Annotated in this window: 24 protein-coding genes; 15 read left to right on the top strand and 9 right to left on the bottom strand. The window is 75.5% G+C overall.

Going from position 1 to position 23,942, the window contains the following annotated elements:
* Window positions 1–9 precede the first annotated feature (9 nt).
* Window positions 10–237, bottom strand: coding sequence for a DUF3039 domain-containing protein (locus tag ACI79T_RS19265; RefSeq protein WP_166755632.1), 228 nt, complete (start codon window positions 235–237; stop codon window positions 10–12).
* Between the two features lie 91 nt (window positions 238–328).
* Between ACI79T_RS19265 and ACI79T_RS19260 the strand changes: the two genes are divergently transcribed.
* The 6 genes from ACI79T_RS19260 (at window position 329) to ACI79T_RS19235 (ending at window position 6,278) form a co-directional block, all read left to right on the top strand.
* Window positions 329–1,258 carry a pseudouridine-5'-phosphate glycosidase gene (locus tag ACI79T_RS19260; RefSeq protein ID WP_456611713.1) on the top strand — a complete coding sequence of 310 codons (930 nt, stop codon included), beginning with the start codon at window positions 329–331 and terminating at the stop codon, window positions 1,256–1,258.
* Window positions 1,259–1,266: 8 nt separating this feature from the next.
* A complete protein-coding gene (locus tag ACI79T_RS19255; RefSeq protein WP_456611712.1) occupies window positions 1,267–2,145 on the top strand; it encodes a carbohydrate kinase family protein in 879 nt (292 codons plus the stop codon).
* Between the two features lie 114 nt (window positions 2,146–2,259).
* Window positions 2,260–3,282: an iron-siderophore ABC transporter substrate-binding protein gene (locus ACI79T_RS19250; protein ID WP_456611711.1), complete on the top strand. Its 1,023-nt coding sequence runs from the start codon at window positions 2,260–2,262 to the stop codon at window positions 3,280–3,282.
* Window positions 3,279–4,322 (top strand): FecCD family ABC transporter permease, encoded by a 1,044-nt coding sequence (locus tag ACI79T_RS19245; protein ID WP_456611710.1) that lies wholly within the window; start codon window positions 3,279–3,281, stop codon window positions 4,320–4,322. The genes ACI79T_RS19250 and ACI79T_RS19245 overlap by 4 nt, the downstream gene beginning before the upstream one ends.
* On the top strand, window positions 4,319–5,371 hold the full coding sequence (locus ACI79T_RS19240) for a FecCD family ABC transporter permease (protein WP_456611709.1): 1,053 nt from the start codon (window positions 4,319–4,321) through the stop codon (window positions 5,369–5,371). The genes ACI79T_RS19245 and ACI79T_RS19240 overlap by 4 nt, the downstream gene beginning before the upstream one ends.
* A 79-nt stretch (window positions 5,372–5,450) precedes the next feature.
* Complete coding sequence (locus ACI79T_RS19235) at window positions 5,451–6,278, top strand: ABC transporter ATP-binding protein (RefSeq protein ID WP_456611708.1); 828 nt, start codon at window positions 5,451–5,453, stop codon at window positions 6,276–6,278.
* Here the strand turns inward: ACI79T_RS19235 and ACI79T_RS19230 are convergent.
* The 5 genes from ACI79T_RS19230 to ACI79T_RS19210 form a co-directional block, all read right to left on the bottom strand.
* Window positions 6,265–6,603, bottom strand: coding sequence for a DUF3099 domain-containing protein (locus ACI79T_RS19230; RefSeq protein WP_456611707.1), 339 nt, complete (start codon window positions 6,601–6,603; stop codon window positions 6,265–6,267). The genes ACI79T_RS19235 and ACI79T_RS19230 overlap by 14 nt on opposite strands.
* 106 nt (window positions 6,604–6,709) lie before the next feature.
* The gene (locus ACI79T_RS19225) at window positions 6,710–7,303 is read right to left on the bottom strand and encodes an HhH-GPD-type base excision DNA repair protein (RefSeq protein ID WP_456611706.1); all 594 of its coding nucleotides are present in this window, start codon (window positions 7,301–7,303) and stop codon (window positions 6,710–6,712) included.
* Window positions 7,304–7,465: 162 nt separating this feature from the next.
* A complete protein-coding gene (locus ACI79T_RS19220; RefSeq protein WP_456611705.1) occupies window positions 7,466–9,079 on the bottom strand; it encodes a molybdopterin-dependent oxidoreductase in 1,614 nt (537 codons plus the stop codon).
* Between the two features lie 101 nt (window positions 9,080–9,180).
* Window positions 9,181–9,345: a hypothetical protein gene (locus ACI79T_RS19215; RefSeq protein ID WP_456611704.1), complete on the bottom strand. Its 165-nt coding sequence runs from the start codon at window positions 9,343–9,345 to the stop codon at window positions 9,181–9,183.
* A 196-nt stretch (window positions 9,346–9,541) separates the two neighbouring features.
* Window positions 9,542–12,250: an AAA family ATPase gene (locus tag ACI79T_RS19210; RefSeq protein ID WP_456611703.1), complete on the bottom strand. Its 2,709-nt coding sequence runs from the start codon at window positions 12,248–12,250 to the stop codon at window positions 9,542–9,544.
* Window positions 12,251–12,378: 128 nt separating this feature from the next.
* Between ACI79T_RS19210 and ACI79T_RS19205 the strand changes: the two genes are divergently transcribed.
* The 7 genes from ACI79T_RS19205 (at window position 12,379) to ACI79T_RS19175 (ending at window position 19,667) form a co-directional block, all read left to right on the top strand.
* Window positions 12,379–13,866 carry an MFS transporter gene (locus tag ACI79T_RS19205; RefSeq protein ID WP_456611702.1) on the top strand — a complete coding sequence of 496 codons (1,488 nt, stop codon included), beginning with the start codon at window positions 12,379–12,381 and terminating at the stop codon, window positions 13,864–13,866.
* 108 nt (window positions 13,867–13,974) lie between these two features.
* Complete coding sequence (locus ACI79T_RS19200; RefSeq protein WP_456611701.1) at window positions 13,975–14,208, top strand: heavy-metal-associated domain-containing protein; 234 nt, start codon at window positions 13,975–13,977, stop codon at window positions 14,206–14,208.
* 231 nt (window positions 14,209–14,439) lie between these two features.
* Complete coding sequence (locus tag ACI79T_RS19195; protein WP_456611700.1) at window positions 14,440–15,282, top strand: ABC transporter ATP-binding protein; 843 nt, start codon at window positions 14,440–14,442, stop codon at window positions 15,280–15,282.
* A gap of 6 nt (window positions 15,283–15,288) precedes the next feature.
* Window positions 15,289–17,817, top strand: a complete 2,529-nt coding sequence (locus tag ACI79T_RS19190; protein WP_456611699.1) for an FtsX-like permease family protein — start codon at window positions 15,289–15,291, stop codon at window positions 17,815–17,817.
* 115 nt (window positions 17,818–17,932) lie between these two features.
* Window positions 17,933–18,466: an N-acetyltransferase family protein gene (locus tag ACI79T_RS19185; protein WP_456611698.1), complete on the top strand. Its 534-nt coding sequence runs from the start codon at window positions 17,933–17,935 to the stop codon at window positions 18,464–18,466.
* On the top strand, window positions 18,466–19,119 hold the full coding sequence (locus ACI79T_RS19180; RefSeq protein ID WP_456611697.1) for a GNAT family N-acetyltransferase: 654 nt from the start codon (window positions 18,466–18,468) through the stop codon (window positions 19,117–19,119). Before ACI79T_RS19185 ends, ACI79T_RS19180 begins: the two co-directional genes overlap by 1 nt.
* The gene (locus tag ACI79T_RS19175; protein ID WP_456611696.1) at window positions 19,116–19,667 is read left to right on the top strand and encodes a hypothetical protein; all 552 of its coding nucleotides are present in this window, start codon (window positions 19,116–19,118) and stop codon (window positions 19,665–19,667) included. Before ACI79T_RS19180 ends, ACI79T_RS19175 begins: the two co-directional genes overlap by 4 nt.
* Before the next feature lie 53 nt (window positions 19,668–19,720).
* Here ACI79T_RS19175 and ACI79T_RS19170 read toward each other — a convergent pair whose 3' ends face one another.
* On the bottom strand, window positions 19,721–19,858 hold the full coding sequence (locus ACI79T_RS19170; RefSeq protein ID WP_456611695.1) for a hypothetical protein: 138 nt from the start codon (window positions 19,856–19,858) through the stop codon (window positions 19,721–19,723).
* Between the two features lie 304 nt (window positions 19,859–20,162).
* Between ACI79T_RS19170 and wrbA the strand changes: the two genes are divergently transcribed.
* Both wrbA and ACI79T_RS19160 read left to right on the top strand, forming a co-directional pair.
* A complete protein-coding gene (gene wrbA / locus ACI79T_RS19165; RefSeq protein WP_456568071.1) occupies window positions 20,163–20,765 on the top strand; it encodes an NAD(P)H:quinone oxidoreductase in 603 nt (200 codons plus the stop codon).
* Window positions 20,766–21,429: 664 nt separating this feature from the next.
* Entirely contained in the window at window positions 21,430–21,582 is a 153-nt protein-coding gene (locus ACI79T_RS19160) for a hypothetical protein (RefSeq protein ID WP_456611694.1), read from the top strand.
* 150 nt (window positions 21,583–21,732) lie between these two features.
* Here ACI79T_RS19160 and ACI79T_RS19155 read toward each other — a convergent pair whose 3' ends face one another.
* Together ACI79T_RS19155 and ACI79T_RS19150 are read right to left on the bottom strand one after the other, a co-directional pair.
* Window positions 21,733–22,692: a DUF368 domain-containing protein gene (locus tag ACI79T_RS19155; protein WP_456611693.1), complete on the bottom strand. Its 960-nt coding sequence runs from the start codon at window positions 22,690–22,692 to the stop codon at window positions 21,733–21,735.
* A gap of 93 nt (window positions 22,693–22,785) precedes the next feature.
* Entirely contained in the window at window positions 22,786–23,691 is a 906-nt protein-coding gene (locus tag ACI79T_RS19150) for a F510_1955 family glycosylhydrolase (RefSeq protein WP_456611692.1), read from the bottom strand.
* Window positions 23,692–23,942 lie beyond the last annotated feature (251 nt).

The following is a 23,942-nucleotide window of genomic DNA, read 5'->3' as shown; positions in this document are numbered from 1 at the left end:
CTTCCCCTACTACTTCTTGAGCTGGTTGTAGACCTCCTTGCAGGCCGGGCACACCGGGCTGCCGGGCTTGGGGCTCTTCGTCACGGGGAAGACCTCACCGCACAGCGCCTCGACCATGGTGCCCATGACGGCGCTCTCGGCGATCTTGTTCTTCTTGACGTAGTGGAAGACCTCGTTGGCGTTGCCGGTGTCCGACTCGCGGACGTCCGGCCGCTCGAGGATGTCGCTGCTGCTCATGCGGGCTCCCTGCTCGGCGGTCCAGTCGTGCGGCGGCCGCGCGGCCGGGGTCGCCGCGGTGCTCGGCGCACCCGCCGACCATGATGACAGGGTGCACGACGCGAACACCGCTCCCCGCCCGGTCCTCTCCCCCGAGGTCGCCGACGCGCTCCGCGACGGCCGTCCCGTGGTCGCCCTGGAGAGCACGCTGCTGGCCCACGGGCTCCCCCGTCCGGACAACCGCGCGGCCGCCGACGACGTCGAGGCCGCGGTGCGGGCCGGCGGCGCCGTCCCCGCCACGATCGCCGTGCTCGACGGGGTGCCGCACGTCGGGCTGACGTCCGCGCAGGTCGACCGGGTCTGCGCCGATCCCGACCTGGCGAAGCTCGGCGTCCGAGACCTGCCCGTCGCGGCCGCGCTCGGCATGAGCGGCGCCACCACCGTGTCCAGCACCGCGCTGCTGGCCGAGGCCGCCGGCGTTGCCGTCTTCGCGACCGGCGGGCTGGGCGGCGTGCACCGGCAGGCGGCCGACACCTTCGACGAGTCCGCCGACCTCACCGCGTTGTCCCGCACCTCCCTGGTCGTGGTCTGCGCCGGCGTGAAGTCGATCCTCGACGTCCCGGCCACCCTGGAGCGGCTGGAGTCCCTGTCGGTCACCGTCGTCGGGTACGGCACCACCACGTTCCCGGGCTTCTACGTCGCCGACTCCGGCTCGACGGTGGACTGGTCGGTCGCCGACCCCGAGCAGGCTGCCGCGGTCTTCGCGGCCCGCCGCGGGCTGGCGCCCGGAGCGGTGGTCGTGGCCAATCCGCTGCCCGCCGACCAGCAGCTGGACCGGCGACTGCACGACCGGGTCATCGCCGACGCGCTCGCCGCGGCGCACGCGGCCGGGGTGCGGGGCAAGGACGTCACCCCGTTCGTGCTCGACCACCTGCACCGCGCCAGCGACGGCGCCACGCTCGAGGTGAACGTCCGGCTGGTGCTGCGCAACGCCGAGCTGGCCGGCCGGATCGCGTCGGCGCTGGCCGCCCGCGCCGCCTGAGCACGGCCGTGCGCACCCCCGTCGTCGTGGTCGGCGACGTGGCCACCGACGTCGTGGTGGTGCTGTCCGGGGAGCCCGCGCCCGGATCGGACCGGCCCGCGCGGATCGTCAGCCGCGGCGGGGGCGCGGGCGCCAACGTGGCGGCACACCTGGCGCGGCTCGGCACACCCGTGGTGCTGGCCGGCTGCGTCGGGGACGACGCCGCCGGTGCCGGGCTGGCCGCCGAGCTGGCCGGGGCCGGGGTGCAGCTGCGGGTGCGCACCGTGCCGGGCGCGGCGACCGGCACCATCGTCAGCCTGGTCGAGCCGGACGGGCAGCGGAGCATGCTGGCCGACCGCGGCGCGAACCTCGCGCTGCGGCCGGCGGACGTCCCCGCCCCCGCCCCGGGCGGCCACCTGCACCTGTCGGGGTACACGCTGCTGGACCCCGGCCCGCGTGCGGCCGGGCTCGCTGCCCTGCGGGCGGCGGCGGACGCCGGGTGCACCGTCTCGGTCGACCCGGCGTCGACCGGCCCGCTGCTCGGCTACGGGGTGGAGCGCTGGCTGGCGGACACGGCGGGGGCCACGCTCCTCCTGCCCAACGCCGACGAGGCGCGGCTGCTCACCGGCTGCACCGACCCCCAGGACGCGGCCCGCGACCTGGCCGGCCGGCACCCGATCGCGGTGGTGACGCTCGGGCCGGACGGCGCGCTGTGGGCGACCGGCGACGACGTGGTGCACCGCGCCGCCCACCCGACGACGGTCGTGGACACCACCGGGGCCGGCGACGCGTTCGCCGCCGGCCTGCTGGCGGCCTGGCTGGGGACGCCGGAGGTCTCCCCCTCTGCCGCCCTGGACGCCGGGCTGGCCTGCGCGGCCGACGTCGTGCGCCGCCCCGGAGCCCGCTGATCCCGGCCACGATCCACCCGCCGTTACCCGATCGTGATCACTGCCCGGTGGGGCATCGCCTAGGTTAGGCAAGCCTCACCTGAGCGCATCCGCAGATCCGACCGGAAGGACCCCATGCACCGCCCCTCACGACTGGTCGCGCTCTCCGCGGCAGCGTTCATGACCGTCGCGCTCCCCGCCTGCTCCTCGGCCGCCTCGGAGGACCAGTCCGAGGCCTCGGCCGACTGGACGCCGGTCACCATCGAGCACGCGCTCGGCACGACGACCATCGAGTCGGAGCCCGAGCGGGTCGCGACGGTCGCCTGGGCCAACCACGAGGTGCCGCTGGCCCTCGGCGTGGTGCCCGTGGGCATGGCCGCCGCCAACTTCGGTGACGACGACGGCGACGGGCTGCTGCCCTGGGTCGCGGAGCGGCTCGAGGAGCTCGACGCCGAGACCCCGGTCCTCTTCGACGAGACCGACGGCATCGACTTCGAGGCCGTGGCCGACACCGACCCCGACGTCATCCTCGCCGGCTACTCCGGGCTGACCCAGGAGGACTACGACACGCTGAGCGAGATCGCGCCGGTCGTGGCCTACCCGGAGGCGCCGTGGGCGACGCCGTGGCAGGAGATGATCGAGGTCAACGCCGCGGGGATGGGCATGGCCGAGGAGGGGGCGGAGCTGATCGAGAGCCTCCAGGCGGACATCGACGCCGCCGTCGCCGAGCACCCCGGTCTGGAGGGGACGGCGACCATGTTCATGACCCACGTGGACACCACCGACCTCAGCGAGGTCAGCTACTACACCCCGGCGGACACCCGGGCCGCGTTCTTCGAGGACCTCGGGCTCGCCACCCCCGGGAGCATCGCCGCGGCGTCGACCGACCCGGAGCAGTTCTCCGGCTCGATCAGCGCCGAGCAGATCGACACGCTCGGTGACGTGGAGATAATCGTGACCTACGGCGACCAGGAGCTGGTCGACGCGCTGGAGGCGGACCCGCTGCTGTCGCAGATGCCCGCGGTCCGCAACGGGGCGATCGTGCTGCTGCCCAACACCCCGCTGGGCACCGCCGCGAACCCGACCCCGCTCGCCATCCCGTGGGTCCTCGAGGACTATGTCGGGATGCTCGCCGAGGCTGCCGCCAAGGCGTCGTGACCCTGGTCGACACCACCCCGACCCCGGACGCCGCCCTCGCGCGACGTCCGGGGTCGGTCCGGTTCCTGTGGCTGCTGGTGGTCCTCGCCGTCCTGGTCGCGCTGATGGCCACCTCGGTGGCGATCGGGTCGCGCGGCGTCGGCTGGTCGGACATCGTCGCCGCCCTCGGTGGGTCCGCGGAGACCATCGAGGAGGCGGCGGTGACCAAGCGCATCCCCCGGACCGTGCTGGCGGTGCTCGTCGGCGCCGCCCTCGGGCTGGCGGGCGCGGTCATGCAGGGCGTCACCCGCAACCCGCTGGCCGACCCGGGCGTGCTGGGCATCAACATGGGGGCGTCGCTGGCCGTGGTCGTCGGGCTGGCCTGGTTCGGACTGTTCTCGGCGACCAGCATCATCTGGACGGCGATCACCGGAGCCGCCCTCGCCGCGGTGTTCGTCTACGCCGTCGGCTCCCTGGGCCGCGGCGGTGCGACCCCGCTCAAGCTGGCGCTGGCCGGCGCGGCCACGTCGGCCGCCCTGGTCTCCTTCATCACCGCGATCGCCCTCCCCCGCGGCGACATCGCGGAGAGCGTCCAGTCCTGGGAGGTCGGCGGCGTCGGCGGCGCGACCTTCGCGACGATCAGCCCCGTGCTGCCCTTCCTGCTGGCCGGCGCCGCCGTCAGCGTCCTGTCAGCGCGCAGCCTCAACTCCCTCGCCCTCGGCGACGAGCTGGCCGCCGGGCTCGGCGAGCGGGTCGCGCTCGCGCGGGCGGTCTCGGCGGGCGGCTCGGTGCTGCTGTGCGGGGCGGCCACCGCGGTCGCCGGGCCGATCGGCTTCGTCGGGCTCGTCGTCCCCCACCTGTGCCGGCTGCTGGTCGGCGTGGACCACCGGTGGCTGCTGCCGTTCTCGGCGCTGACCGGGGCCTGCCTGCTGACCGCGTCCGACGTGCTCGGCCGCATCATCGCGCGCCCCACGGAGGTCGACGTCGGCATCATCACCGCGCTCATCGGCGCGCCCTTCTTCATCGCCATCGTCCGCCGGCAGAAGGTGCGCGAGCTGTGACCACCGTCGCCACCCCGCCGCCGTCGACCGTCGACGCCGTCGCCCGGGGCCGGGTCCGCCGCTCCTCCCGCCGGCGCCTGGTCGTCGTCGCGCTGGCCGTCATCGTCGTCACGGCGTACGCGGCCAGCCTGATGGTCGGGCGGACGTTCTACCCGCCCGGTGACGTGCTCCGGGTCGTCCTCGGGGAGGAGGTCCCCGGCGCGACGTTCACGGTCGGGCGGCTGCGGCTACCCCGCGCGACCCTGGCCCTGGTGGCCGGGCTCGGCTTCGGCCTGGCCGGTGTGACCTTCCAGACGATGCTGCGCAACCCGCTCGCCAGCCCGGACGTGATCGGCATCAGCTCGGGCGCGAGCGCGGCCGCCGCGTTCGCCATCGTGATCCTCGGCTGGTCCGGGGCGGCGGTCTCGCTCACCGCGATCGTCGCGGCGCTGAGCGTGGCCCTGCTGATCTACACCCTGGCGTTCAAGGACGGCGTCGCGGGCACCCGGCTGATCCTCATCGGCATCGGCGTGGCGGCCATGTCCACGAGCGTCACCTCCTACGTGCTGTCGAAGGCCGGCGCCTGGGACTACGCAGAGGCGCTGCGCTGGCTCACCGGCAGCCTCAACGGCACCACGTGGGAGGCGACCCTCCCGGCACTGCTGGCCCTGGTCGTGCTCGCGCCCGTGCTGCTGTCCCGGACCAGGGACCTCTCCGCGCTGCAGCTCGGCGACGACACCGCCTCGGCCCTGGGCGTCCGGGTCGAGCAGACCCGGCTCGTCGCGATCGTCGCCGCGGTCGGCCTGATCGCCTTCGCCACCGCCGCGTGCGGCCCCATCGCCTTCGTCTCGTTCCTCGCCGGCCCGATCGCCGCCCGGGTGGTGGGCCCGAACGGCTCCCTGCTCGTCCCCGCCGCGCTGGTCGGGGCGCTCCTAGTGCTGGTCGCCGACCTCGCCCGCCAGTTCGCGCTCGGCACGCGCTACCCGGTGGGCGTCGTCACCGGGGTGCTCGGCGCCCCGTACCTGATCTACCTGATCGTCCGCACCAACCGCGCCGGAGGCTCGCTGTGAGCGGACAGGTGCGTGAGCATCGCAGCGAGCGCCAGCGAGCGAGGAGCGGAGCGCCCCGCGGAAGCGAACGGAGAACACCATGACCGCCACCCACGTCCTCGCCGCCGAGGACCTCCGACTGGGGTACGGCGACCGCACGGTCATCGAGCACCTGGACCTGGTCGTGCCCCCTGGCCGGATCACCGCGATCGTCGGGGCGAACGCCTGCGGCAAGTCGACCCTGCTCCGGTCGATGTCCCGGTTGCTCGCCCCGCGGGAGGGCCGGGTGCTGCTGGACGGCAAGGCAGTGCACCGGATGCCGGCCAAGGAGCTGGCCCGCACGCTCGGCCTGCTCCCCCAGTCGCCGATCGCGCCGGAGGGCATCACGGTCGCCGATCTCGTCGGCCGCGGCCGCCACCCGCACCAGGGTGTCTTCACCCGCTGGCGCCCGGAGGACGACGCGGCGGTGGCGGCCGCCCTCGACGCGACGCAGACGACCGAGCTGGCAGACCGCGCCGTCGACGAGCTCTCCGGCGGGCAGCGCCAGCGGGTGTGGATCGCCATGGCGCTGGCCCAGCAGACCGACCTGCTGCTGCTCGACGAGCCGACGACGTTCCTCGACGTCAGCCACCAGATCGAGGTCCTCGACCTGCTGACCGACCTCAACCGCGCGCGCGGCACGACCGTCGTCATGGTGCTGCACGACCTCAACATGGCCGCGCGCTACGCCGACCACCTGATCGCCCTGACGTCCGGACGGCTGCACGCGGCCGGCGACCCGGCGGACGTGCTCACCGAGGAGTGCGTGCGCGCGGTCTTCGGCCTCGACAGCCGGGTGGTGGTCGACCCGACGTCGGGCCGGCCGCTGATGCTGCCGATCGGGCGCCACCACATGCGGACGCCGGCCGGGACGGTCAGCCCTCGATGATCCGTCCGGACCGGGCGGAGCTCTCCAGGACGCGGTCGGGACGCGCGTCGACGCCCCTGAGGCGGGTCTTCGGCTTGGGCGGCCGGTCGTTGGCCATCACCACGGCGATCCAGGGCAGCACGGTGCCGAGGACCGCGAGGATGATCATCAGCCAGACGGTCTGGTAGAAGACGGCGGCCAGCACCAGCGCCAGGCTGCGGATGCCCATGGTGATGGCGTAGCGCCGCTTCCGGGCCGCCTGCTGGTCGGTCATGCTCGGAGCCGCCTCGGTGATCAGCACCGGCTCCGGTCCGCGCGACCGGTGGAACTGCTGGCTCGAGGCCACAGGCACTCTTCCCTCCGCTGGCCGGGGTGTCGCGGGGGGTGACCCGCCGGCTCCCGGACCACTCCCATGGTGCCACCGGGACGGGGCCCGTGCAGGAGCCGCGCGCTCAGCTCCCCGGCGCCTGCTTCGCCGCCTTCGCCGCCTGCTTCTGCTCCTGCTTGACGGCCCGCACCTCGGCCAGCGATTCCGGCCCGGTGATGTCGGCGACCGAGCGCCGCGAGCCCTCGGTGCCGTAGTCGCCCGCCGCCTCGCGCCAGCCCGGCGGGGTGACGCCGTACTGCTTGCCGAGCAGCGCGAGGAAGATCTTCGACTTCTGCGCGCCGAACCCGGGGAGCCCGTTCAGCCGCTTCAGCAGCGTGGCCCCGTCGGGGACGTCGGCCCACAGCCCCTCCGCCCGCCCGTCGTGGTGCTCGACCAGGGCGCGGCACACCTCCTGCGCCCGGCCGGCCATCGAGCCCGGGTAGCGGTGCAGCGCCGGCGGCCCCTGGAAGACGCGGACCAGCTCCTCCGGGTCCATGTCGGCCAGCTGCCCGGCCGACAACGTCTCCACACCGAGCCGGTCGGCCAGCAGCCGCGGGGCACCGAAGGCGCGCTCCATCGGGAACTGCTGGTCCAGCAGCATCCCGATCAGCAGGGCGAGAGGATCCCGACCGAGCAGCTCGTCGGCGGCAGGGTTCTGGGCGATGCGGAGGGCTGGCACGAGGGAGATGGTGCCGTAGTCCCGGCCCGGCGCAATCACGGGCAGCGCTGTGACAGCGAGGCCCCGTCAGGCCAGAGGACGGAGCGCTGACCGGAGCACCTCTCCTGCGAACGGCGCAGAACGGTCGGAGTGGATGGTGTGGGTCCGTGGCGATGCGAGTGGTCAGCTGGCCGGGTTGGCGGCCCGGGCGGCCGCGGAACCGCTGGGCTTCCGATGGCGCCATGCGGCGGCACTCCGCGCCGCCCAGCTCGCACGGGTGACGCCCAGGCCGACCAGTCGGCGCAGCGCCGCACGGGCTGGACTGCCACCGACGTGGACGGCGATGGCGTGGAGGCCGCGGACACCGTGCGGGAAGGGTGTCGTGGCCGTCTCCTCCTGCCACTGCCCGGTGGTCGTGCGGCATCGGACGCGCAGCCGGTGCGGGCCGGGCGTGGCCGCCCAGCGGGCCGTCCATGGCCGCCAGGCGTCTGGGCCGAGGTCGACGCCGAGGGTGGCGTCGGTCCACGGGCCGCCGTCGATCTGCACCTGCACGCGGTCGACGCCGACGGGCGGCGCCCAGGCGTAACCGCGGATCGTGACCTCGCTGGGCTGGGCGTGGGCGTGCGGGCCGGGGGCGTCGATCCGGGAGGCCGGGTGTACCGGGTAGGTGCCGTCGGTCCAGCCACGCGAGCCCCAGTAGGACGGCGGAGGTGTCGCGGTGACGGTGAGGCGCCGCAGCCACTTGAGGTTGCCGTCCTGCCCGTGCCGGCCGGAGACGAGCAGCCGGGCGGGGCTGCCGTGCTCGCGGGGCAGCGGTTGCCCGGCCATGCCGACGGCGAGGAAGCCGTGCCGGCGGGCCGCGTCCAGCGGCAGCACGTTGGTGTAGCCGTCGACGGCCTCGGCGACCAGCCAGCCGTCGTCGGCACTGACGCCGGCCCGCTCGAGCAGGTCGGCCAGGCCGATGCCGGCCCAACGGGCGCAGCCCATCCGGTGGCCGCCGACGGGGTTGTGCACGCAGATCATCAGCAGGTCCCGCTCCTCCAGCGGCAGCGCGAGCAGCTCGCGGAGGGGAAGGGACAGCGGCCGCTCCACCTCGCCGTCCACCTCGAGTCGCCAGGTGCCGAGGTCGGTGCGCGGCTCGGGCACGGTGACGTCGATGACGACCAGTTCGCCGGGCTGGGCCAGAAGCGGGGCCACGCCCAGCTGCGGCGCCGCGTCGGCGGCAGACACCGGCGGCAGCGACCGGACGGCGGTCGGCAAGGGCACCTGGTCGCGCAGCGCGACGGCACCACGACGGCGGACGCGTCGGTCCGCGGCGACGACCACGCCCGTGGCCGCGGCGGCGGCGGCCACCACCGCCGGCGGCGGTACCGGCACGGGGGCGATCGCGGCCGCGGCGGTGAGCATGCCGGCGGCCGCGGCCGCGGCGGTGTCCCGGGCTGAGGCGTCGCCGCGGCGCAGCGCGAGGTAGCCGCCGGCGGCGTGCGGAGCAGCGGCCACGGCGGCGCCGAGCACCGGCCGACGGCCGGCCAGGGTGCCGCCAGCGGCCGCGGCGAGGCCGCTGGCACCGGCCGCGAGCACGGCCAGGCCCGGCTTGTCGGCCCGGCCGACGAGGGCCACGCCGCTGTCGACCAGCACCGCCGGGGAAGCGTCGACCAGGCCGCGGGCCAGGCCGGAGGAAGGTGAGCGGCCGCGGCGGGTGGCGGAGGCGGTGATCTCACCGGCCGCGGCGGCGAGCAGACCGGCGAGCAGCCCGGTCCGCCGGGGACGCGGACGAGTGGTGCGGTGGGCGGTCATCGCGGGCTCCTCAAGGGCGGGGGCGGTCGGGGCAGGGTCAGTGGCGAGTCGGTGGTCCGGCCGGGATGTGAGTGGGCCGGACTGGGAAGGCGTCGCCGGCGTCACGCCGGCAGAACCGCCGGGGTCGCCGCTTCGGGACCGGGCTCGGTGCGCTGGTGCGGCTCGGCGGCGTCCGCGGTCAGCCGGGCGGCCAGGGCGGTGCGGCTGGCGGCGACCGCCGCGACGCCGACGCCGGTGGGCCAGCGGCGGACGAGCGTGGCGCACACGCCGGCGGGCCGGCGGCGGCGCGGCGCAGGGTTCTTGGCGGGGTGCGGGTGGCGACGGTGCTGGTCATCGGAGGTCCTCGCGTCCGAACTGGTGTGGCTCGGACGCTACGAGCGTGCCGGCGGCCTCACGCCGGGAAAACCGCCAGGTTGGTCGCCGGCGCCTGCACCTCGCCGAAGCAGGCCCTGGTCGCGACGACTAGTCGAGCGGAAGGGCCGTGAGCTCGGCGCGGGAGGCCACGCCGAGCTTGTTGAACACGTTGCGCAGGTGGAAGTCGACGGTGCGGGGCGACACGAACAACCGCGCCGCGACGTCCCGGTTGGACAACCCCTGCCGGACCAGCCCGGCGACCTGGCGTTCCTGCGCGGTCAGCTCGGTGGTGGTGGTGACGTCGCGGCGGCGGGCGGTCTCCCCGGAGGCGCGCAGCTCCTGGGCGGCGCGTTCGGCGTAGGGCGCCGCGCCGAGCTCCTCGAAGACGGTGAGGGCGGCCCGTAGGTGCTCGCGGGCATCGACTCGCCTGCGGGCGCGCCGCAGGTGCTCGCCGAAGGCCAGCTGGGTGCGGGCCCGGTCGGGCATCCGCGGGGAGGCGGCGTGCGCATCCAGCGCGGCGAGGAAGTGCTTCTCGGCGTCGGGTCCGCCGGTGAGCAGGGCCCGACCGTGCTCGGTGACGGCGACCGCCGGCGCGGTGCCGGTAGCGGCGGCGAACTCCTCGACCTCGGCAAGCCAGGCGCCGGCGAGGTCGGTCCGGCCGGCCCTGACCGCGAGGTCGAACAGGTCCAGGGCGGCCATGCGGCGCAGCATCGGGTTCTGCAGCTGCTCCAGATGGTGCAGCGCGGGAGCCGGCTGCCCGGCGGTGCGCAGCGCTTGCGCCCAGTGGGCCAGGTCGGTGACGAGGCTGTCGGTGATGCCCACCGGATGCGCCGCGCGGACCGCGGCCACGTCGGCGAGGTGGCGGTCGGCGACGTCGTCCCCGCGCAGGGCTGCGAGCACGGCCAGCTGCGCGGTGGGCAGCGCGGTCAGCCCGGAGGAGCCGGTGCTGGCAGCCAGCGGCAGCGCCTCGGCGGCGGCACCGGCCGCCTTCGTCCACGCGCCGATCGCCAGCTGGGCGTGGAACCCGCGGGTGAGGGCGTGCTCCACCATGTTCAGCGCGCCGGCGCGGCGGGCGGCGGTCAACTGCTCCTCGTGCAGCCGCAGGCTGCGCTCGTCGTCGTCGATGAGCCAGGCGGCGATGCCGAGGTTTGGCTGCAGCACGTGGTCGCCGTCGAGCGGCTCGGCGTCGGTCAGGTCGAACGCGCGGCGGAACGCTGCCGCGGCGTGCGCCCAGTCCCGCCGGCCGACGGCGGCGAACCCCTGCAGCAGCTCCCAGGCCGCCCGGCCGGTGGCCGGTGCGTCGGCGGGAGGTTGGCCGACCAGCGTGGCGGGGTCGACCGGGCGCGGGGAGCGCGCCCCGAACGCCGACAGCGCCGCGGCGAGCATCGCCAGCGGCCGCGCGGTCGCCTCGTCGGCTGTGGCGGCGAGGGTAGCGGCCTCCAGGACGAGGTCGTAGCCGTCGTCGAGGGAGTGGGTGTTCCACTCGATCTGGCCCTTCAGCAGCAGCAGCCGGGCCCGCTGCACGGGGTCGGTGAGGTCGGCGGCGGCGGCCAGTCCGGCGGCCCGGGACGGATGGGCACCGAGCCAGGCAGAGGAGGCGGCCGCAAACAGCCGCCGGCTGCGGGCGTCGCTGTCGACGGTCAGTTCGGCGGCGCGGGCCCAGGCGGCGGAGGCGGCCTCGTGTCCTCCGCGGGCGGCGGCGCGCTCGGCGACGCCGTCGAGCGCGCCGACCACCGTCTCGTCGGGCCGATCGGCCGCCGCGGCCAGGTGCCAGGCGCGCCTGTCGGGGTCGGCGCCGAGGACGTCGGCCAGCGCTCGGTGGGCAGCGCGGCGCTGCGCGCTGGTGGCCGCCCGGTACACCGCCGAGCGGACCAGCGGGTGGTACAGCGCCAGGGTGTCGCCGTCGACGCGGAGCAGCCCGATCCCCTCCGCCTCGTCCAGGGCATCGTCGGCGATGTCGAGACGCGAGGCGGCGTCGCGGACCACGGTCAGCCGGCCGGTGTCGTCGGCTGCGACCAGGAGCAGCAGCCGCTGGGCCGGCGCGCTCAGGCGACGGACCCGGTCGAGGAACCCGCGCTCGACCCCGCCGGTCAACGGAAGCGGGGTCGGCAGCGGCGCCCGCCCGGCCAGCTGGTCACCGGTCAGCGCGGCGGCGAGCTCGCCGAGCGCGAGCGGGTTGCCACCGGTCGCGGCCACCAGCCGGTCGCGCACCGCCGGGTCGACCTCACCGTTGCCCTGGGCGGTCAGCAGCTCCTCGGCGTCGGCACCGCTCACGCCACCGAGCACAGCGGTGGGAAGATCGGGCGCCTCGAAGCCGTAGGCCTCGCCCTCGCGGGCGGCGAACAGCAGCGCGACGCGCTCGGCCTGCAGCCGGCGAGCGACGAACAGCAGCGCCGCGGCCGAGGCGTCATCGAGCCAGTGCGCATCGTCGACCACGACCAGCACCGGGGCCTCCTCGGCGGCGTCGGCGAGCAGGCTCAGCGTCCCCAGGAACGCCAGGAACCGATCGCCCTCGCCGTCGGCCTCGCCCAGTGCCGCGCCCAGCGCGGCGGCCTGCCGCGCCGGTAGCGCGTCCAGGCGGGCGCGCAGCGGCCACAGCAGCCGCTGCAACGCGGCGAACGCCAGCGGCGACTCCGACTCCACCCCCGACGTGCGCAGCACCCGCATGCCGGCCGCGGCGCTGACCGCGTCGGCCAGCAGCGTCGACTTGCCCGAGCCGGCCACGCCGCGGATCACCAGGGATCCGCCGGCCCCGGCGCGGGCGGCGCCGAGCAGCGCAGCGATCGCCGCGCGTTCGGCATCCCGTCCGGCCAGCACGAACGGGACCGTACCGACCGCAGCGGACAGGTCCCGTAATCGCGATCCCGGTGGTTTTCCCGGCGTGAGGGCCCCCGACGGCGGCGAGCGTGGCAGCCAGACCCGCAGACCCACCCCGAGGAGGAGCCATGTCAGCCCACCCCACCATCGAACCGGCGGCGCCCGCTCACCAGCACCCGCACGCCTGCGGCCACGGCCACGCGGCACCTGCCGCGGACGAGCCGCGCCGGCCGTGGACGGTCTTCGCGCTGATGATCGCCGCCCAGTTCATGGTCATCCTGGACGTGTCGGTGGTGAACGTCGCCCTGCCGTCCATCAGCGAGTCCCTGCGCCTGTCGGCCGCGGACTACCAGTGGACGATCAGCGCCTACGTGCTGCTGTCGGGCGGGCTGCTGCTGCTCGGCGGCCGGATCGCCGACCTGCTCGACCGGCGCCGCGCGGCCCTCGCCGGTATCGCCCTGTTCACCGCCGCGTCGCTGGTCAGCGGTCTGGCGCAGACCCCGCTCACGCTCATCGGAGCCCGGGCGGCGCAGGGTGCCGGTGCGGCACTGCTCACCCCGGCCGCCTTGTCGATCATCATGACCGCCTACGCCGGAAAGCAGCGGCAGACCGCGCTCGCGGTGTGGGGCACCGTCGGCAGCCTCGGCATCGCCGCCGGCGTGCTCTTCGGCGGGGCGCTGACCAGCGCGCTGGGCTGGCGGGCGGTCTTCTTCATCAACGTGCCGATCGGCATCGCCGTCGTGCTCGGCACCCTGCGCACCGTGACCCGCAGCAACTCGAGGACCGGTGCGCTGCGCCGCCTCGACGTGCCCGGTGCGCTCACCCTGGTCGGCGGGCTGCTGGCCCTGGTGTTCGGCATCGAGGCCACCCGCTCGGCCGGCTGGGCCGCGCCGCGCACCTGGCTCGCGCTGGCCGCCGCCGCCGCCCTGCTCACGACGTTCGCCCGGCTCGAGCGGCGCGCCGCCGATCCGCTCATCCCGCCGGCCACCTGGCGGATGCGGTCGCTGGTCTCGGCCTCGGCGGTGATGGCCGGTGTCACCGGTGTGGTGGTCGGCGCGATCTTCCTGACCTCGCTGTACCTGCAGGCCATCGTGGGCTCGACGCCGGTCGTGGCCGGCTTGCAGTTCCTGCCGCTGGCCGCCGCGATCACCCTCGCCGCCGCCGCCGCGTCGAAGGTCATCGGCCACCTCGGCGCCCGCGCCCTCATCCTCGGCGGGTTGGTCGTGCTGGCCGCCGGCGTGCTGCTGCTGGCCACGAGCGCCGGCGGCACCTCCTACGCCGCCCACGTGCTGCCCGGCTTCCTGCTCGTCGGTGCCGGCGTCGGCCCGATGTTCGTGGCCATCGCCGTCGCCGCGATGAGCGACGTGCCCGCCGAGCGCTCCGGGCTGGCCTCGGGGCTGATGATGACCGGCCACGAGATCGGCGCCGCCCTCGGCGTCGCCGCGCTCACCGCCGTCGCCGGCAACCTCGCCACCTCCGCCGGGCTCATCGACGGCTACGGCCGGGCGTTCGCCGTCACCGCCGCCGTCCTCGCCGCGCTGTTCGTGCTCACCGCACTCGCCGTTCCCGGCGGCAAGCCCCCGGCCGGCACCGCCGGCCACGGGCACGGGCACTGACCCGGCCGATCCCAGCACAGATACCGGCAATTTCCCCGGTGGGAGGCACCCACCCCGGCGCCGAGGCTCCTCCCGACCGACGCCGCACCCACGCACCAGGAGCTCCCCATGCTGTCCGGCACCCCGCGCACCTTCATCGGCGCCACCACCTTCCGCGTCACCGGGATGACCTGCGCGCACTGCCGCCAGGCGGTCACCGAGCAGATCGCCGCCGTCGACGGCGTCGAGACCGTCACCGTCGACCTGGCCAGCGGCATGGCCACCGTCACCGCCACCCGGCCGGTGGACCGCGCCGACATCGCCGTCGCGATCGAGGCGGCCGGCTACCGCGTCGTGCCCTGACCGCCCGGCGGCGGGAGCTCACGCCTCTGCCGCCGGCGCCCTTCCACTCCCTCCACCGCCCGCACGAAAAGACACCCGCCGTGCACCTGCTCCACGAGGAGCTCTTCCGTGCCCGCCAGGCCGAACTGCTCCGCGACGCCCGCACCCACCGGCTCGCCCGGGCCGCCCAGATCCGCTCCCCACGCCGCCGCACCCGCTGACCACCCGCCTCACACGCCCCCAGGAGACGCCATGCCCGCCCGCCCCCTTCTCCCGCCGCCCCCGCGGCTCGCCCCTGCAGGAAAGATCGAGTGCCCCACCTCCGCCGTCCCGGCCACCGCGGCGACGGAGACCGAGCCGCCGATCGCCGCCCGCGCCGTCGACCTGGTCAAGACCTACGGCCGCGGCGTGGCCACCGTCCGAGCCCTCGACGGCGCCTCGGTCGCGATCCCCGCCGGTGCGTTCACCGCCGTCATGGGCCCCTCCGGGTCGGGCAAATCCACCCTGGTCCACGCCCTCGCAGGCCTCGACCGCGTCGACTCCGGCCAGGTCCTCCTCGGGGACACCGACCTGACCGCGCTGTCCGAGCGCGACCGCACCCTGCTGCGTCGCGAGCGGATCGGCTTCGTCTTCCAGGCGTTCAACCTCATCCCGGCGCTGACCGCCGCCGAGAACATCAGCTTGCCGCTCACGCTCGCCGGCAAGCGCCCCGACCCGGCGTGGCAGGAGGAGCTGGTGGCGATGCTGGGCCTGGGTGACCGGCTCGACCACCGCCCGGCGCAGCTGTCCGGGGGGCAGCAGCAGCGCGTCGCCGTCGGCCGGGCGCTGATCGCCCGCCCAGAGCTGGTCTTCGCCGACGAGCCGACCGGCAACCTCGACTCCCGCGCCGGCGCCGCGCTGCTGTCCTTCCTGCGCAACGCCACCCGCACGCTGGGCCAGACGATCGTCATGGTCACCCACGACCCGGTCGCGGCCGCCTCCGCCGACCGCGTCGTCTTCCTCGCCGACGGCCGCATCGTCGACGAGCTGCCCGACCCCACCGCCGAGACGGTGCTCGCCCGCATGGCCGGCCTCGACACGCGAGCGGGGGTGTGAGCCGAGATGTTCCGTCTGGCTCTCGCCAACGCGCTCGCGCACCGGTCCCGGCTCGCGCTGACCTGGCTGGCCGTCGCGCTCGGTGTCGCGTTCGCCGCCGGCAGCCTCGTGCTCACCGACACCAGCAGCCGGCTGCTCGACGAGCAGTTCCGCACCACCTCCGCCGGCGTCGACCTCATCGTCCGAGGTGCCGCCGCCTTCGACGCCGCGATGGGGGTCGAGGTCCAGCGCGACCCCCTGCCTGCCGACCTCGCCGACCGCGTAGCCGCCACCCCGGGCGTCGACCGGGTCCGGGCGGTCGCCTCCGGCCCCGGGCAGCTGCAGGTCGCCGGGCAGGCCGTCGCCCCCGCCGGGCCGACCGTCCTCGACACCTGGGCAGAGGCCCCGTTCACCGCCTACACCCTGCGCTCGGGTCGCGCTCCGGCCGGTGACGGGGAGGTGGTGCTCGACGCGGCCACCGCCGCGCAGCTCAGGATCGAGCTCGGCGACATCGTCACCGTGTCGGCGACCGCGAGCCGGCAGCTGCGGGTGGTCGGCCTGACCGGCGTCGGCGACGGCGACGGCCTGGCCACCAGCACCGTGGTGCTCCTCGACCTGCCCACCGCGCAGGCGCTGCTCGGCCTCGGCAGTGGTCTCACCTCGGTCGACGTGCTCGCCGCCGACGGCGTCGCCGTGACCGAACTGCGCGGGGACCTGGCCACCGCCCTCGGCGGGGAGTACGCCGTCAGCAACGCCCAGGACGCCGCCGCCGCGAGCGCCGACGCCGCCAAGGAGAGCATCGACTACCTGCGCGTCGTGCTGCTGGCGCTGGCCGCCGCCGGTCTCGTCGTCGGCGGGTTCCTGATCGCCAACACCTTCGGCATCGTGCTCACCCAGCGCGCCGGGGAGCTGGCGCTGCTGCGTGCCGCCGGAGCCACCGGCCGGCAGGTTTTCGCCTCCGTGCTCAGTGAGGCGCTGCTGGTCGGCGTCACCGGCGCCGCGGGCGGCACCGCCGCCGGTGTCGGCGCCGCCCACGCCCTGCGGGGGCTGGCCTCCGGCGTCGGGTTGGCGCTGCCCAACGGCCCGCTGACCGTCACCGCCCGCACGATCGTCGTCGGCCTGGCCGCAGGCACGCTCATCACGCTGTTGGCCGTGCTCGGCCCGGCCCGTCGCGCAGCCCGCACCGCCCCGGTGGAAGCCATGCGGGCCTCCGCCCCGGCGCCGCTGCGCCCCCGCCGAGGCCGGCGGATCACCGGGTGGACGGCCGTTGGGCTCGGCCTGGCGGCACTGCTCACCGCCGCGCTGCTCCGCGACATCGCCGGCGTCGCCATCGGCGCGGCGCTGCTGCTGACCGGCCTGCTCGTGCTCGCCCCTGTGCTGACGCCGCGGCTGGCGCGCGCGGTCGGCCGGCCGCTGACCGGCCTCGGCGTGCCCGGGCGACTGGCCCGGGAGTCCGTGGTGCGCAACCCGCGGCGTACCGCAGCCACCGCGATGGCCCTGGCCCTGGGCCTGGCGCTGATCGGCTTCGTCACCGTGCTCGGCAGCTCGGTGAAGGCCATCGGGGCGACCAGCGGCGAGGCGATCACCGCCGACCTGCTCGTGCAGAGCAGCCGCGACGAGATGCTCGGCGGCCTGTCCCCGGAGGTCGCCGCCCGCGTCGCCGCCCTGACCGAGGTCGCCGCCGTCTCCCCCGTGCGCTACGGCCACTGGCTCGACGCGGGCACGACCAGCGCGCTGACCGCGATCGACCCGGCCACCCTGCCCCGTGTCGCCGACATCGACATGACCGCCGGCGACCTGGCCGCCCTCACCGACGGCGGCATAGTGCTCGCCGACAGCGTTGCTGCCGAGCGCGGCCTGTCCGTCGGCGACACTCTCGCGCTGACCTTCTCGCGCGACGGCGAGCAGCGGCTGCGGGTGGTCGGGCTGATGGCGGACGGCTGCGCCCGCGCGCTGTCCACCAGCTACGTCATCTCCCTGGACACCTTCGCGCAGCACTTCAGCGAGAACGTCGATGCCACCGTCTACGTCGCGCTCGCCGACGGCGCGGACCCGGCCCACGCGCGAACGGCGCTGCGCACAGCGGTTGCCGACTTCCCCAACGCCGAGGTGCTCGACCAGGCCGAGGCCGCGGCCGGTCGCGCCGCCGCCGTCGACCAGGTGCTCGGGCTGATCACCGTGCTGCTCGGGTTCGCCGTGCTCATCGCGCTGCTCGGCATCACCAACACGCTGGCGCTGTCCATCGTCGAACGGACCCGCGAGATCGGCCTGCTGCGGGCGGTCGGCATGACGCGCGCTCAGCTGTCGTCGATGGTGCGCGCCGAGGCGGCGCTGATCGCCGCGGTGGCCGCGGTCGTCGGGCTGGGCCTCGGCCTCGGTCTGGCCGCGGCCACCCTGGCCGGACTCTCCGGGGACAACCCGTTCGTGATGGAGGTTCCCCTCGGGCAGCTGCTGGTCATCGTCGCCGCGGCCATGACCAGCGGCCTGGCCGCCGGCTTGCCACCCGCCCGCCGTGCCGCGCGGCTCGACGTGCTCACCGCCATCGCCACCCGGTGAGCGCCCGTTGCCGGGCCCGGCCGCCCCTGGGACCGGCAACGGCACCACCCCGCTGCAGCCCGTCCGACCTCCACCCGGTGCACCCCGAGTCCACGCCACACTGCAGGAGCCGACCATGACCCATCTGCCCGCGCCCGACGGCAGCGCCCTCGCCACGACGACCCCGCCCGTCGCGGTCCGGCGGGCCGCACCCGCCGACGCCGCCGACGTCGCCGCGATGGTCGGCGAGATCGCCGCCCACGAGGACCAGAGCGCACACGTGCACATCGATGCGGAGCAGTGGCGCCGGCTGCTCCACCGCCCCGATGTCGTCGTGCTGCTCGCCGAGCGCGCCGGATGGGCCGTCGGCTACGTCTCCGCCCTTCGCCAGCTGCACCTGTGGACCGGCGACGACGTGCTCAACCTCGATGACCTCTACGTCCGCCCCGGCCATCGCGACGCCGGCGTCGGCCGCCAGCTCATGGCCGCCCTCACCGCTCTTGCCGCGCCCGAACAGCTGCTCATCCGCTGGGGCATGGAGGTCGACAACGCCGACGCCCAGCGCTTCTACCGCCGCCTCGGCGCCACCCTGCGGCCCAAGGTGCTCGCCGCCTGGACTCCCGCCGCCTACCGCCACCTCACGTCCGTCCGCCCCCAGCCGGAGAACTGATGACGCTCCACCTGCGCCCCGCCACGGCCGGCGACCTCCCGGCCGCGGCCCGGCTCCTCGCCGACGCCTTCACCGACTACCCCTGGACCCGCTGGACCGTCGCCGCCGACGACCACGACCGGCGGCTGACCACGCTGCAGGAGCTGTACCTCACCGCCGTCGCCCTGCCCTACGGGCACGTCGACCTCGGCTACAGCGCCGAACGCTTGACGACGGTCGCCGTCTGGCTGCCCGGCACCGCCGTCCCCGACGAGGTGTGGCGGGAGATCGGGCCGACGGTCGCCGACCTGTCCGGTGACCGCGCGGCCACGGCCGCCGCAGCCGACGCCGTGCTCGGCCCACACCGGCGCGGCGGCGAACATCTCCTGCTGGCCAGCGTCGGCGTGGACAGGAGCCACCAAGGGCGGGGCCTGGGAGCCGTCGCCCTCGCACCAGGGCTCACCCGCGCCGATCGATACGGGCTGCCGGTGCACCTGGAGACCAGCGCGGCGCGCAACGTGCGCTTCTACCAGCGCCTCGATTTCACGGTGACCGACGTCGTCGACCTGCCCGACGGTGGTCCACGCACCTGGCTGATGCACCGTGCGCCACGCCCGGCCGACGCGGGCCCTGCCGCCACCGGGACGGCAGCTGGAGCGGAGCCCATCAGGTGAGCGGATTCCTGATCGCCGTCATCGTGGCCTGCGAGATCGGCTTCTGGTGCCTGCTCGGCACCGGCCTGGTCACCCGCTACCTCCTGCGCCTGCGCCGCACCAGCGCGGTCCTGCTGGCCGGCGCCCCGGTGCTCGACCTGGTCCTGCTCATCGCCTCCGTCCTCGACCTCCGCTCGGGCAGCACAGCCGGCGCCGCGCACGGGCTCGCCGCCGTCTACATCGGCTTCTCCGTGGCGTTCGGGCCGCTCACCCTGCGGTGGGCCGATCAGCGCTTCGCCCACCGCTTCGCAGGCGGCCCGCCACCCGTGCGCCCCCCGAAGTACGGGCAGGCACGCGCTCGCCACGAGTGGAAGCTGTGGGCCCGCGCGCTCGCCGGGTGGGCGGTCGCCTGCAGCCTGCTCGGCCTGGCCGTCCTCGCCGTCGACGATGCCGCGCGCACGGCGCACCTGACCGGCTGGATCAACGGGCTCACCGCCGGCGTGGTCATCTGGGCGCTGGCCTGGCCGCTGCCCTACACCTTCCGGCCGAAGGCCCACCGGTCACGATGACCCACCTCGTGACCGGTGCACGATCGGCCGGTCCACCGGCACCGCCGACCAGTTCAGGAGCCACTTCGGGAAAGGTCACTGCTTCGTTGACGCATGTGCTGGTCCAGCAGCATCCCCATCAGGAGGGCCAGCGGATCGCGGCCGAGCAGCTCATCGGCAGCGGGGTTCTGGGCGATGCAGAGGGTCGGCACACCCGAGATGGTGCCGTAGAGCGATCCCGTCGCAATCACCACCGAGCACCGCGGGCCGTACGGTTCCGCCGGTGGACGATGTGCCTGCCAGAGAGCTCGTTCCAGGTTTTGTGAACGAGCGCTGACTTCCGGCTTCGCTCCACCCCGGTCACCACCACGCCGTCCGCATCCTGGGCGCCGGGCGCCACTTCCCGACATGCATAACGAGCCGGCGCGCGGTAGCGTCGGAGCAGTAGTTGAGCATTCAATGAGATGCGCCGACTGCTGCCCGCCATGTCCGAACCAACGCGCTACAGGGAGAACCGTGCCCAACATCGCTGTCGTCTACTACTCGTCGACCGGGAACGTCCACCAGCTCGCCGCCGCTGTTGCTGACGGCGCCCGCGAAGCCGGGGCCGAGGTTCGCCTGCGTCGAGTCCCCGAGCTGGCTCCCGAGGAGGCCATCGACTCCAACCCGCTCTGGCGCGCCCACGTGGACACCACCGCCGATCAGGTCGAGGTGGCCACGCCGGCGGACCTCGAGTGGGCCGACGGCTACGCCTTGGGCACGCCGACCCGATTCGGCACCCCTGCAGCCCAGATGAAGCAGTTCATCGACACCCTCGGTGGGCTCTGGTTCACCGGGAAGCTGGCCAACAAGGGCGCCACCGCCTTCACCAGCGCGCAGAACGTCCACGGCGGCCAGGAGTCGACGATCCTGACACTGTTCAACGTGTTCTCCCACTTCGGGGCGGTCATCGTGCCGCCCGGCTACACCGACCCCCTGCTGTTCGAGGCCGGCGGGAACCCCTACGGCGTCTCCAACGCCTCGGGCGGCCAGGCGGCGACCGCCAACCAGGCCGAGCTGGCCGCGGCCCGCTACCAGGGCCGCCGCCTCGCCGAGGTGACCGCCAAGCTCGTCGCCTGACATGGATCACGGTTCCTGGGGCTGCTCCGCGGACTCGCCCCAGGAACCGGCCAGATCCAATATCCCGGCGCTACCGCCGCAAGGTCGCCAGCGCCTCTCCCGCCCATGCGGCACGGAGCGCGAACTCCACCTGTCACGGGTCACCGGGCGCGTCGGCTGCCGCCCTTCCAGGGGCCACGCGGGTAGCGAGTGACTCTCGCGCCGCGGCCGCTCCGCGGGAAGCCCCGGTCAGAACCGGCCCTTCTCGTCGCGGCGGGTCGAACTGCAGTCGACTTCTTCAGCTGCTTCGTCGACGCATGTGCTGGTCCAGCAGCATCCCGATCAGGAGGGCCAGCGGGTCACGGCCCAGCAGCTCGTCGGCAGCGGGGTCCTGGGCGATGCGGAGAGTCGGCACACGGAGATGGTGCCGTAGTCCCGGTCCGGCGCGATCGGCCCCTGGCGCCGCGGCCGCTGACCTCCGACCCCCGCAGCCGGAGGGCTGGGCCCGGGGCTCCCACGTCCGGAGGGGCACCGCCGCCGGTCGCCGACGCCCCGGGGCGACGTCCCGTCCGCCGGTGGCGCGCGACACCGGGCCGGTCCCGCCCGCATGACGACGCGTCCTGCGGCGCCTAGCCTGCAGGGGATGCAGGCGACGACGTGGAGTGGCCCGAAACGCTGGTCGGTGATGGCTGTGGCCGTCGTCATCGGGGTCGTCGCGGCGATCGGGGGTCTCTGGTGGTCGGCCGCGGGCATGGCCGTCCTCGTCGTCGGTCACCTCGCGGACGTCGTCCGCCGGCGCCGTCGAGAGGCCGAAGAGGACTCCCCCGCGGGCACCTGAGGCTCTGCCGGCGTCCCTGAGCGATGCGGAGGGCCGGCCTGGCAGGGGCGGCGCCATGGGCCCGTCCCGTCGCGACCACCCACCGGCGGGTGCACCGCCTCTCGGAGGAGCGCGGCCCGGGACGGAGGGAGGCAGCCGACGGGCGTCCGCTCAGTGGTCCCGGCGCGCCTGGCCGGCGAGCGCGGCAGCCGTCGCACGGCGCTCGGCATGCGCCTGCAGGACGAGAACGGCGGTGACCACCAGCCCCGCACCGAGCGTGAGGGCGAACACGGGCAGCGCGCCGTCGTCCGGGGCGAGCAGGCCGCGGTCCTCCTCCTGCCACGGCCACAGCGCGCGCAGCGACCCCACCATGAGGCCGGTCATGAGCGCCAGTGTCAGGGCGTGGTGTCGGTGGAGAGCCGCCTGCAGCGCCTTCACGAAGAGGCTCAGCCCGACCGCCGCCCCGAGGGCGAAGGCGCCGAGGTAGACCACGTCCCGGTCGTTGACCGCGGCGAGAGTGGGCTGGTAGAGGCCAAGGGTGAGCAGGAGGAAGGAACCCGACACCCCGGGCAGCACGAGGGCGCAGATGGCCACCGCTGCGGCGAGGGTGACCACCACCAGCCGCGGGGCGACGTCGCCGCCGGGCGGCAGGCCGGTGAGCACGAAGGCTGCGCCGGCGGCCACCACGGCGGTCGCGACGTCCCGCGTCGCCCAACGGCCCACCATCCGGGCCGGCACGACGATCGAGAACAGCACCAGTCCGAAGAACACGGCGCGGGACCCAACCGGATGGTCCTCGATCACCGGCTCCACCAGCCGGGCGGCGATCAGGACAGCCGTCACCATCCCGGCGAGCGCCGGCACGATGGTCATCCAGTGAGCCCGCCCCAGCTCGGCGCGGGCCTCCGCCCACCGTCCCGTGACCGACAGGCGCAGCGCCGTGACGACGTGGCCTGCGCCGTCGATGAGCCGCTCGTAGATCCCGAGGACGAGGGCGACGGTCCCCCCGCTGACGCCGGGCACGACCTCGGCGACGCCCATCGCCATGCCCCGGAGGACGTGGCCCGGCGCAGCGGTCACCCGTTCCGTCGGGACCGGTGGGGTGGAACTGCCCGAATCCGCTGCGCGCACCGGGAGGAGGCTACCGCCGGGCCCGGACCGGCTGAGCTGCGTGCTCCCGGGTCACCGTGCCGTGTCCGACCTCGGGCAGCGCCGAGGCGCCGGTCACCACTCCGCCACGACGTCGAACGTCCGTCCCCCGTCGACGGATTCGACCAGGGCCGTGTCGGTGGCCACGGCGAGGCGGGAGGCGCCGTCGTCGGTGCCGGCCAGGGTCACCGCCTGCGGAGCGGACCCCAGCTCGCTGCCCTGCTGCCAGGTGGCGCCGGCGTCGCTGCTGGTCCAGACGATGCCGGACGGGTCCACCCCCGCGACGCCGGTGCCCTGGTCGGCCCAGTCCACGACCTGCAGGAGTGGAGCGCCGCCCACCGCCGCCCAGGTCCCACCGGCGTCCGTGGAGCGGAGCAGGCCCCGGGCGGTCGTGGCGAGCACCAGCTGCCCGTCCGGGGACGCCGTGAGCGTGTGCGGCTCGGCCGGGATGGCCAGCTGCTCCCAGGTGCTGCCGTCGCTGCTGCGGACCAGTGTGCCGTCGTAGCCCAGCACGCCGGCCGCGCTGGCGGTGAGCGCGTGGAAGTCCGACTCGCCCTGCCGGGACACCGGGCTCCACGTCCGCCCGCCGTCGGTCGACTCGATCAGCCCCATCGGCTGGGGCAGGTCGACGTCCGGACCGGGGTGGCCGGAGGCGAGGAAGTGCCCGGGCCCGGCCACGGTGAACCCCATGAGGTCCATGACCGGACCGACCGGCACGGCGTCCCCGCCGGCAGGCAGCCGGAGCAGGCCGTCGTGCGTCGCGACGAGGAGGGCGCCGTCGCCCGGGTCCACCCCCACCCCGTGGACGTGACCGGCGGCCACTGCCACGGGCGTGGACGAGGGTGCGGCCCCCGGACCCGGCTCCGGCTCCGGAGGTGTCGCGGTGCAGCCCACGAGCAGGGTGGCGGGCAGGACGACGGCCGACGCCCTGCGCCGGACCCGGGAGCCGGGGACAGGGGCCGTCTGCGAGCGGGTGGTCACGGGTGTGCTCCTGGTACGTGGCCCGCCGGTGCGGCGGGGAGAGGGGACGCCGGGACGGTCGCCACCGGCGGGGTGGACAGGTCGAGCGGCCGGGGGGGGGGGGGGGGGGGGGGGGGGGGGGGGGGGGCGCGGGGCGGGGGGGGGGGGGGGGGGGGGGGGGGGGGGGGGGGGGGGGGGGGGGGGGGGGGGGGGGGGGGGGGGGGGGGGGGGGGGGGGGGGGGGGGGGGGGGGGGGGGGGGGGGGGGGGGGGG

The organism is Blastococcus sp. SYSU DS0619, assembly GCF_054051035.1.
This window is presented reverse-complemented; position numbering and strand designations above follow the sequence as displayed.

Coding starts and splice junctions, on each gene's coding strand:
- ACI79T_RS19195 (WP_456611700.1), top strand. CDS start 14,440: ATGCCCGCCCGCCCCCTTCTCCCGCCGCCCCCGCGGCTCGCCCCTGCA.
- ACI79T_RS19265 (WP_166755632.1), bottom strand. CDS start 237: ATGAGCAGCAGCGACATCCTCGAGCGGCCGGACGTCCGCGAGTCGGAC.
- ACI79T_RS19235 (WP_456611708.1), top strand. CDS start 5,451: ATGACCGCCACCCACGTCCTCGCCGCCGAGGACCTCCGACTGGGGTAC.
- ACI79T_RS19200 (WP_456611701.1), top strand. CDS start 13,975: ATGCTGTCCGGCACCCCGCGCACCTTCATCGGCGCCACCACCTTCCGC.
- ACI79T_RS19185 (WP_456611698.1), top strand. CDS start 17,933: ATGACCCATCTGCCCGCGCCCGACGGCAGCGCCCTCGCCACGACGACC.
- ACI79T_RS19180 (WP_456611697.1), top strand. CDS start 18,466: ATGACGCTCCACCTGCGCCCCGCCACGGCCGGCGACCTCCCGGCCGCG.
- ACI79T_RS19190 (WP_456611699.1), top strand. CDS start 15,289: ATGTTCCGTCTGGCTCTCGCCAACGCGCTCGCGCACCGGTCCCGGCTC.
- ACI79T_RS19250 (WP_456611711.1), top strand. CDS start 2,260: ATGCACCGCCCCTCACGACTGGTCGCGCTCTCCGCGGCAGCGTTCATG.
- ACI79T_RS19220 (WP_456611705.1), bottom strand. CDS start 9,079: ATGACCGCCCACCGCACCACTCGTCCGCGTCCCCGGCGGACCGGGCTG.
- ACI79T_RS19205 (WP_456611702.1), top strand. CDS start 12,379: ATGTCAGCCCACCCCACCATCGAACCGGCGGCGCCCGCTCACCAGCAC.
- ACI79T_RS19160 (WP_456611694.1), top strand. CDS start 21,430: ATGGCTGTGGCCGTCGTCATCGGGGTCGTCGCGGCGATCGGGGGTCTC.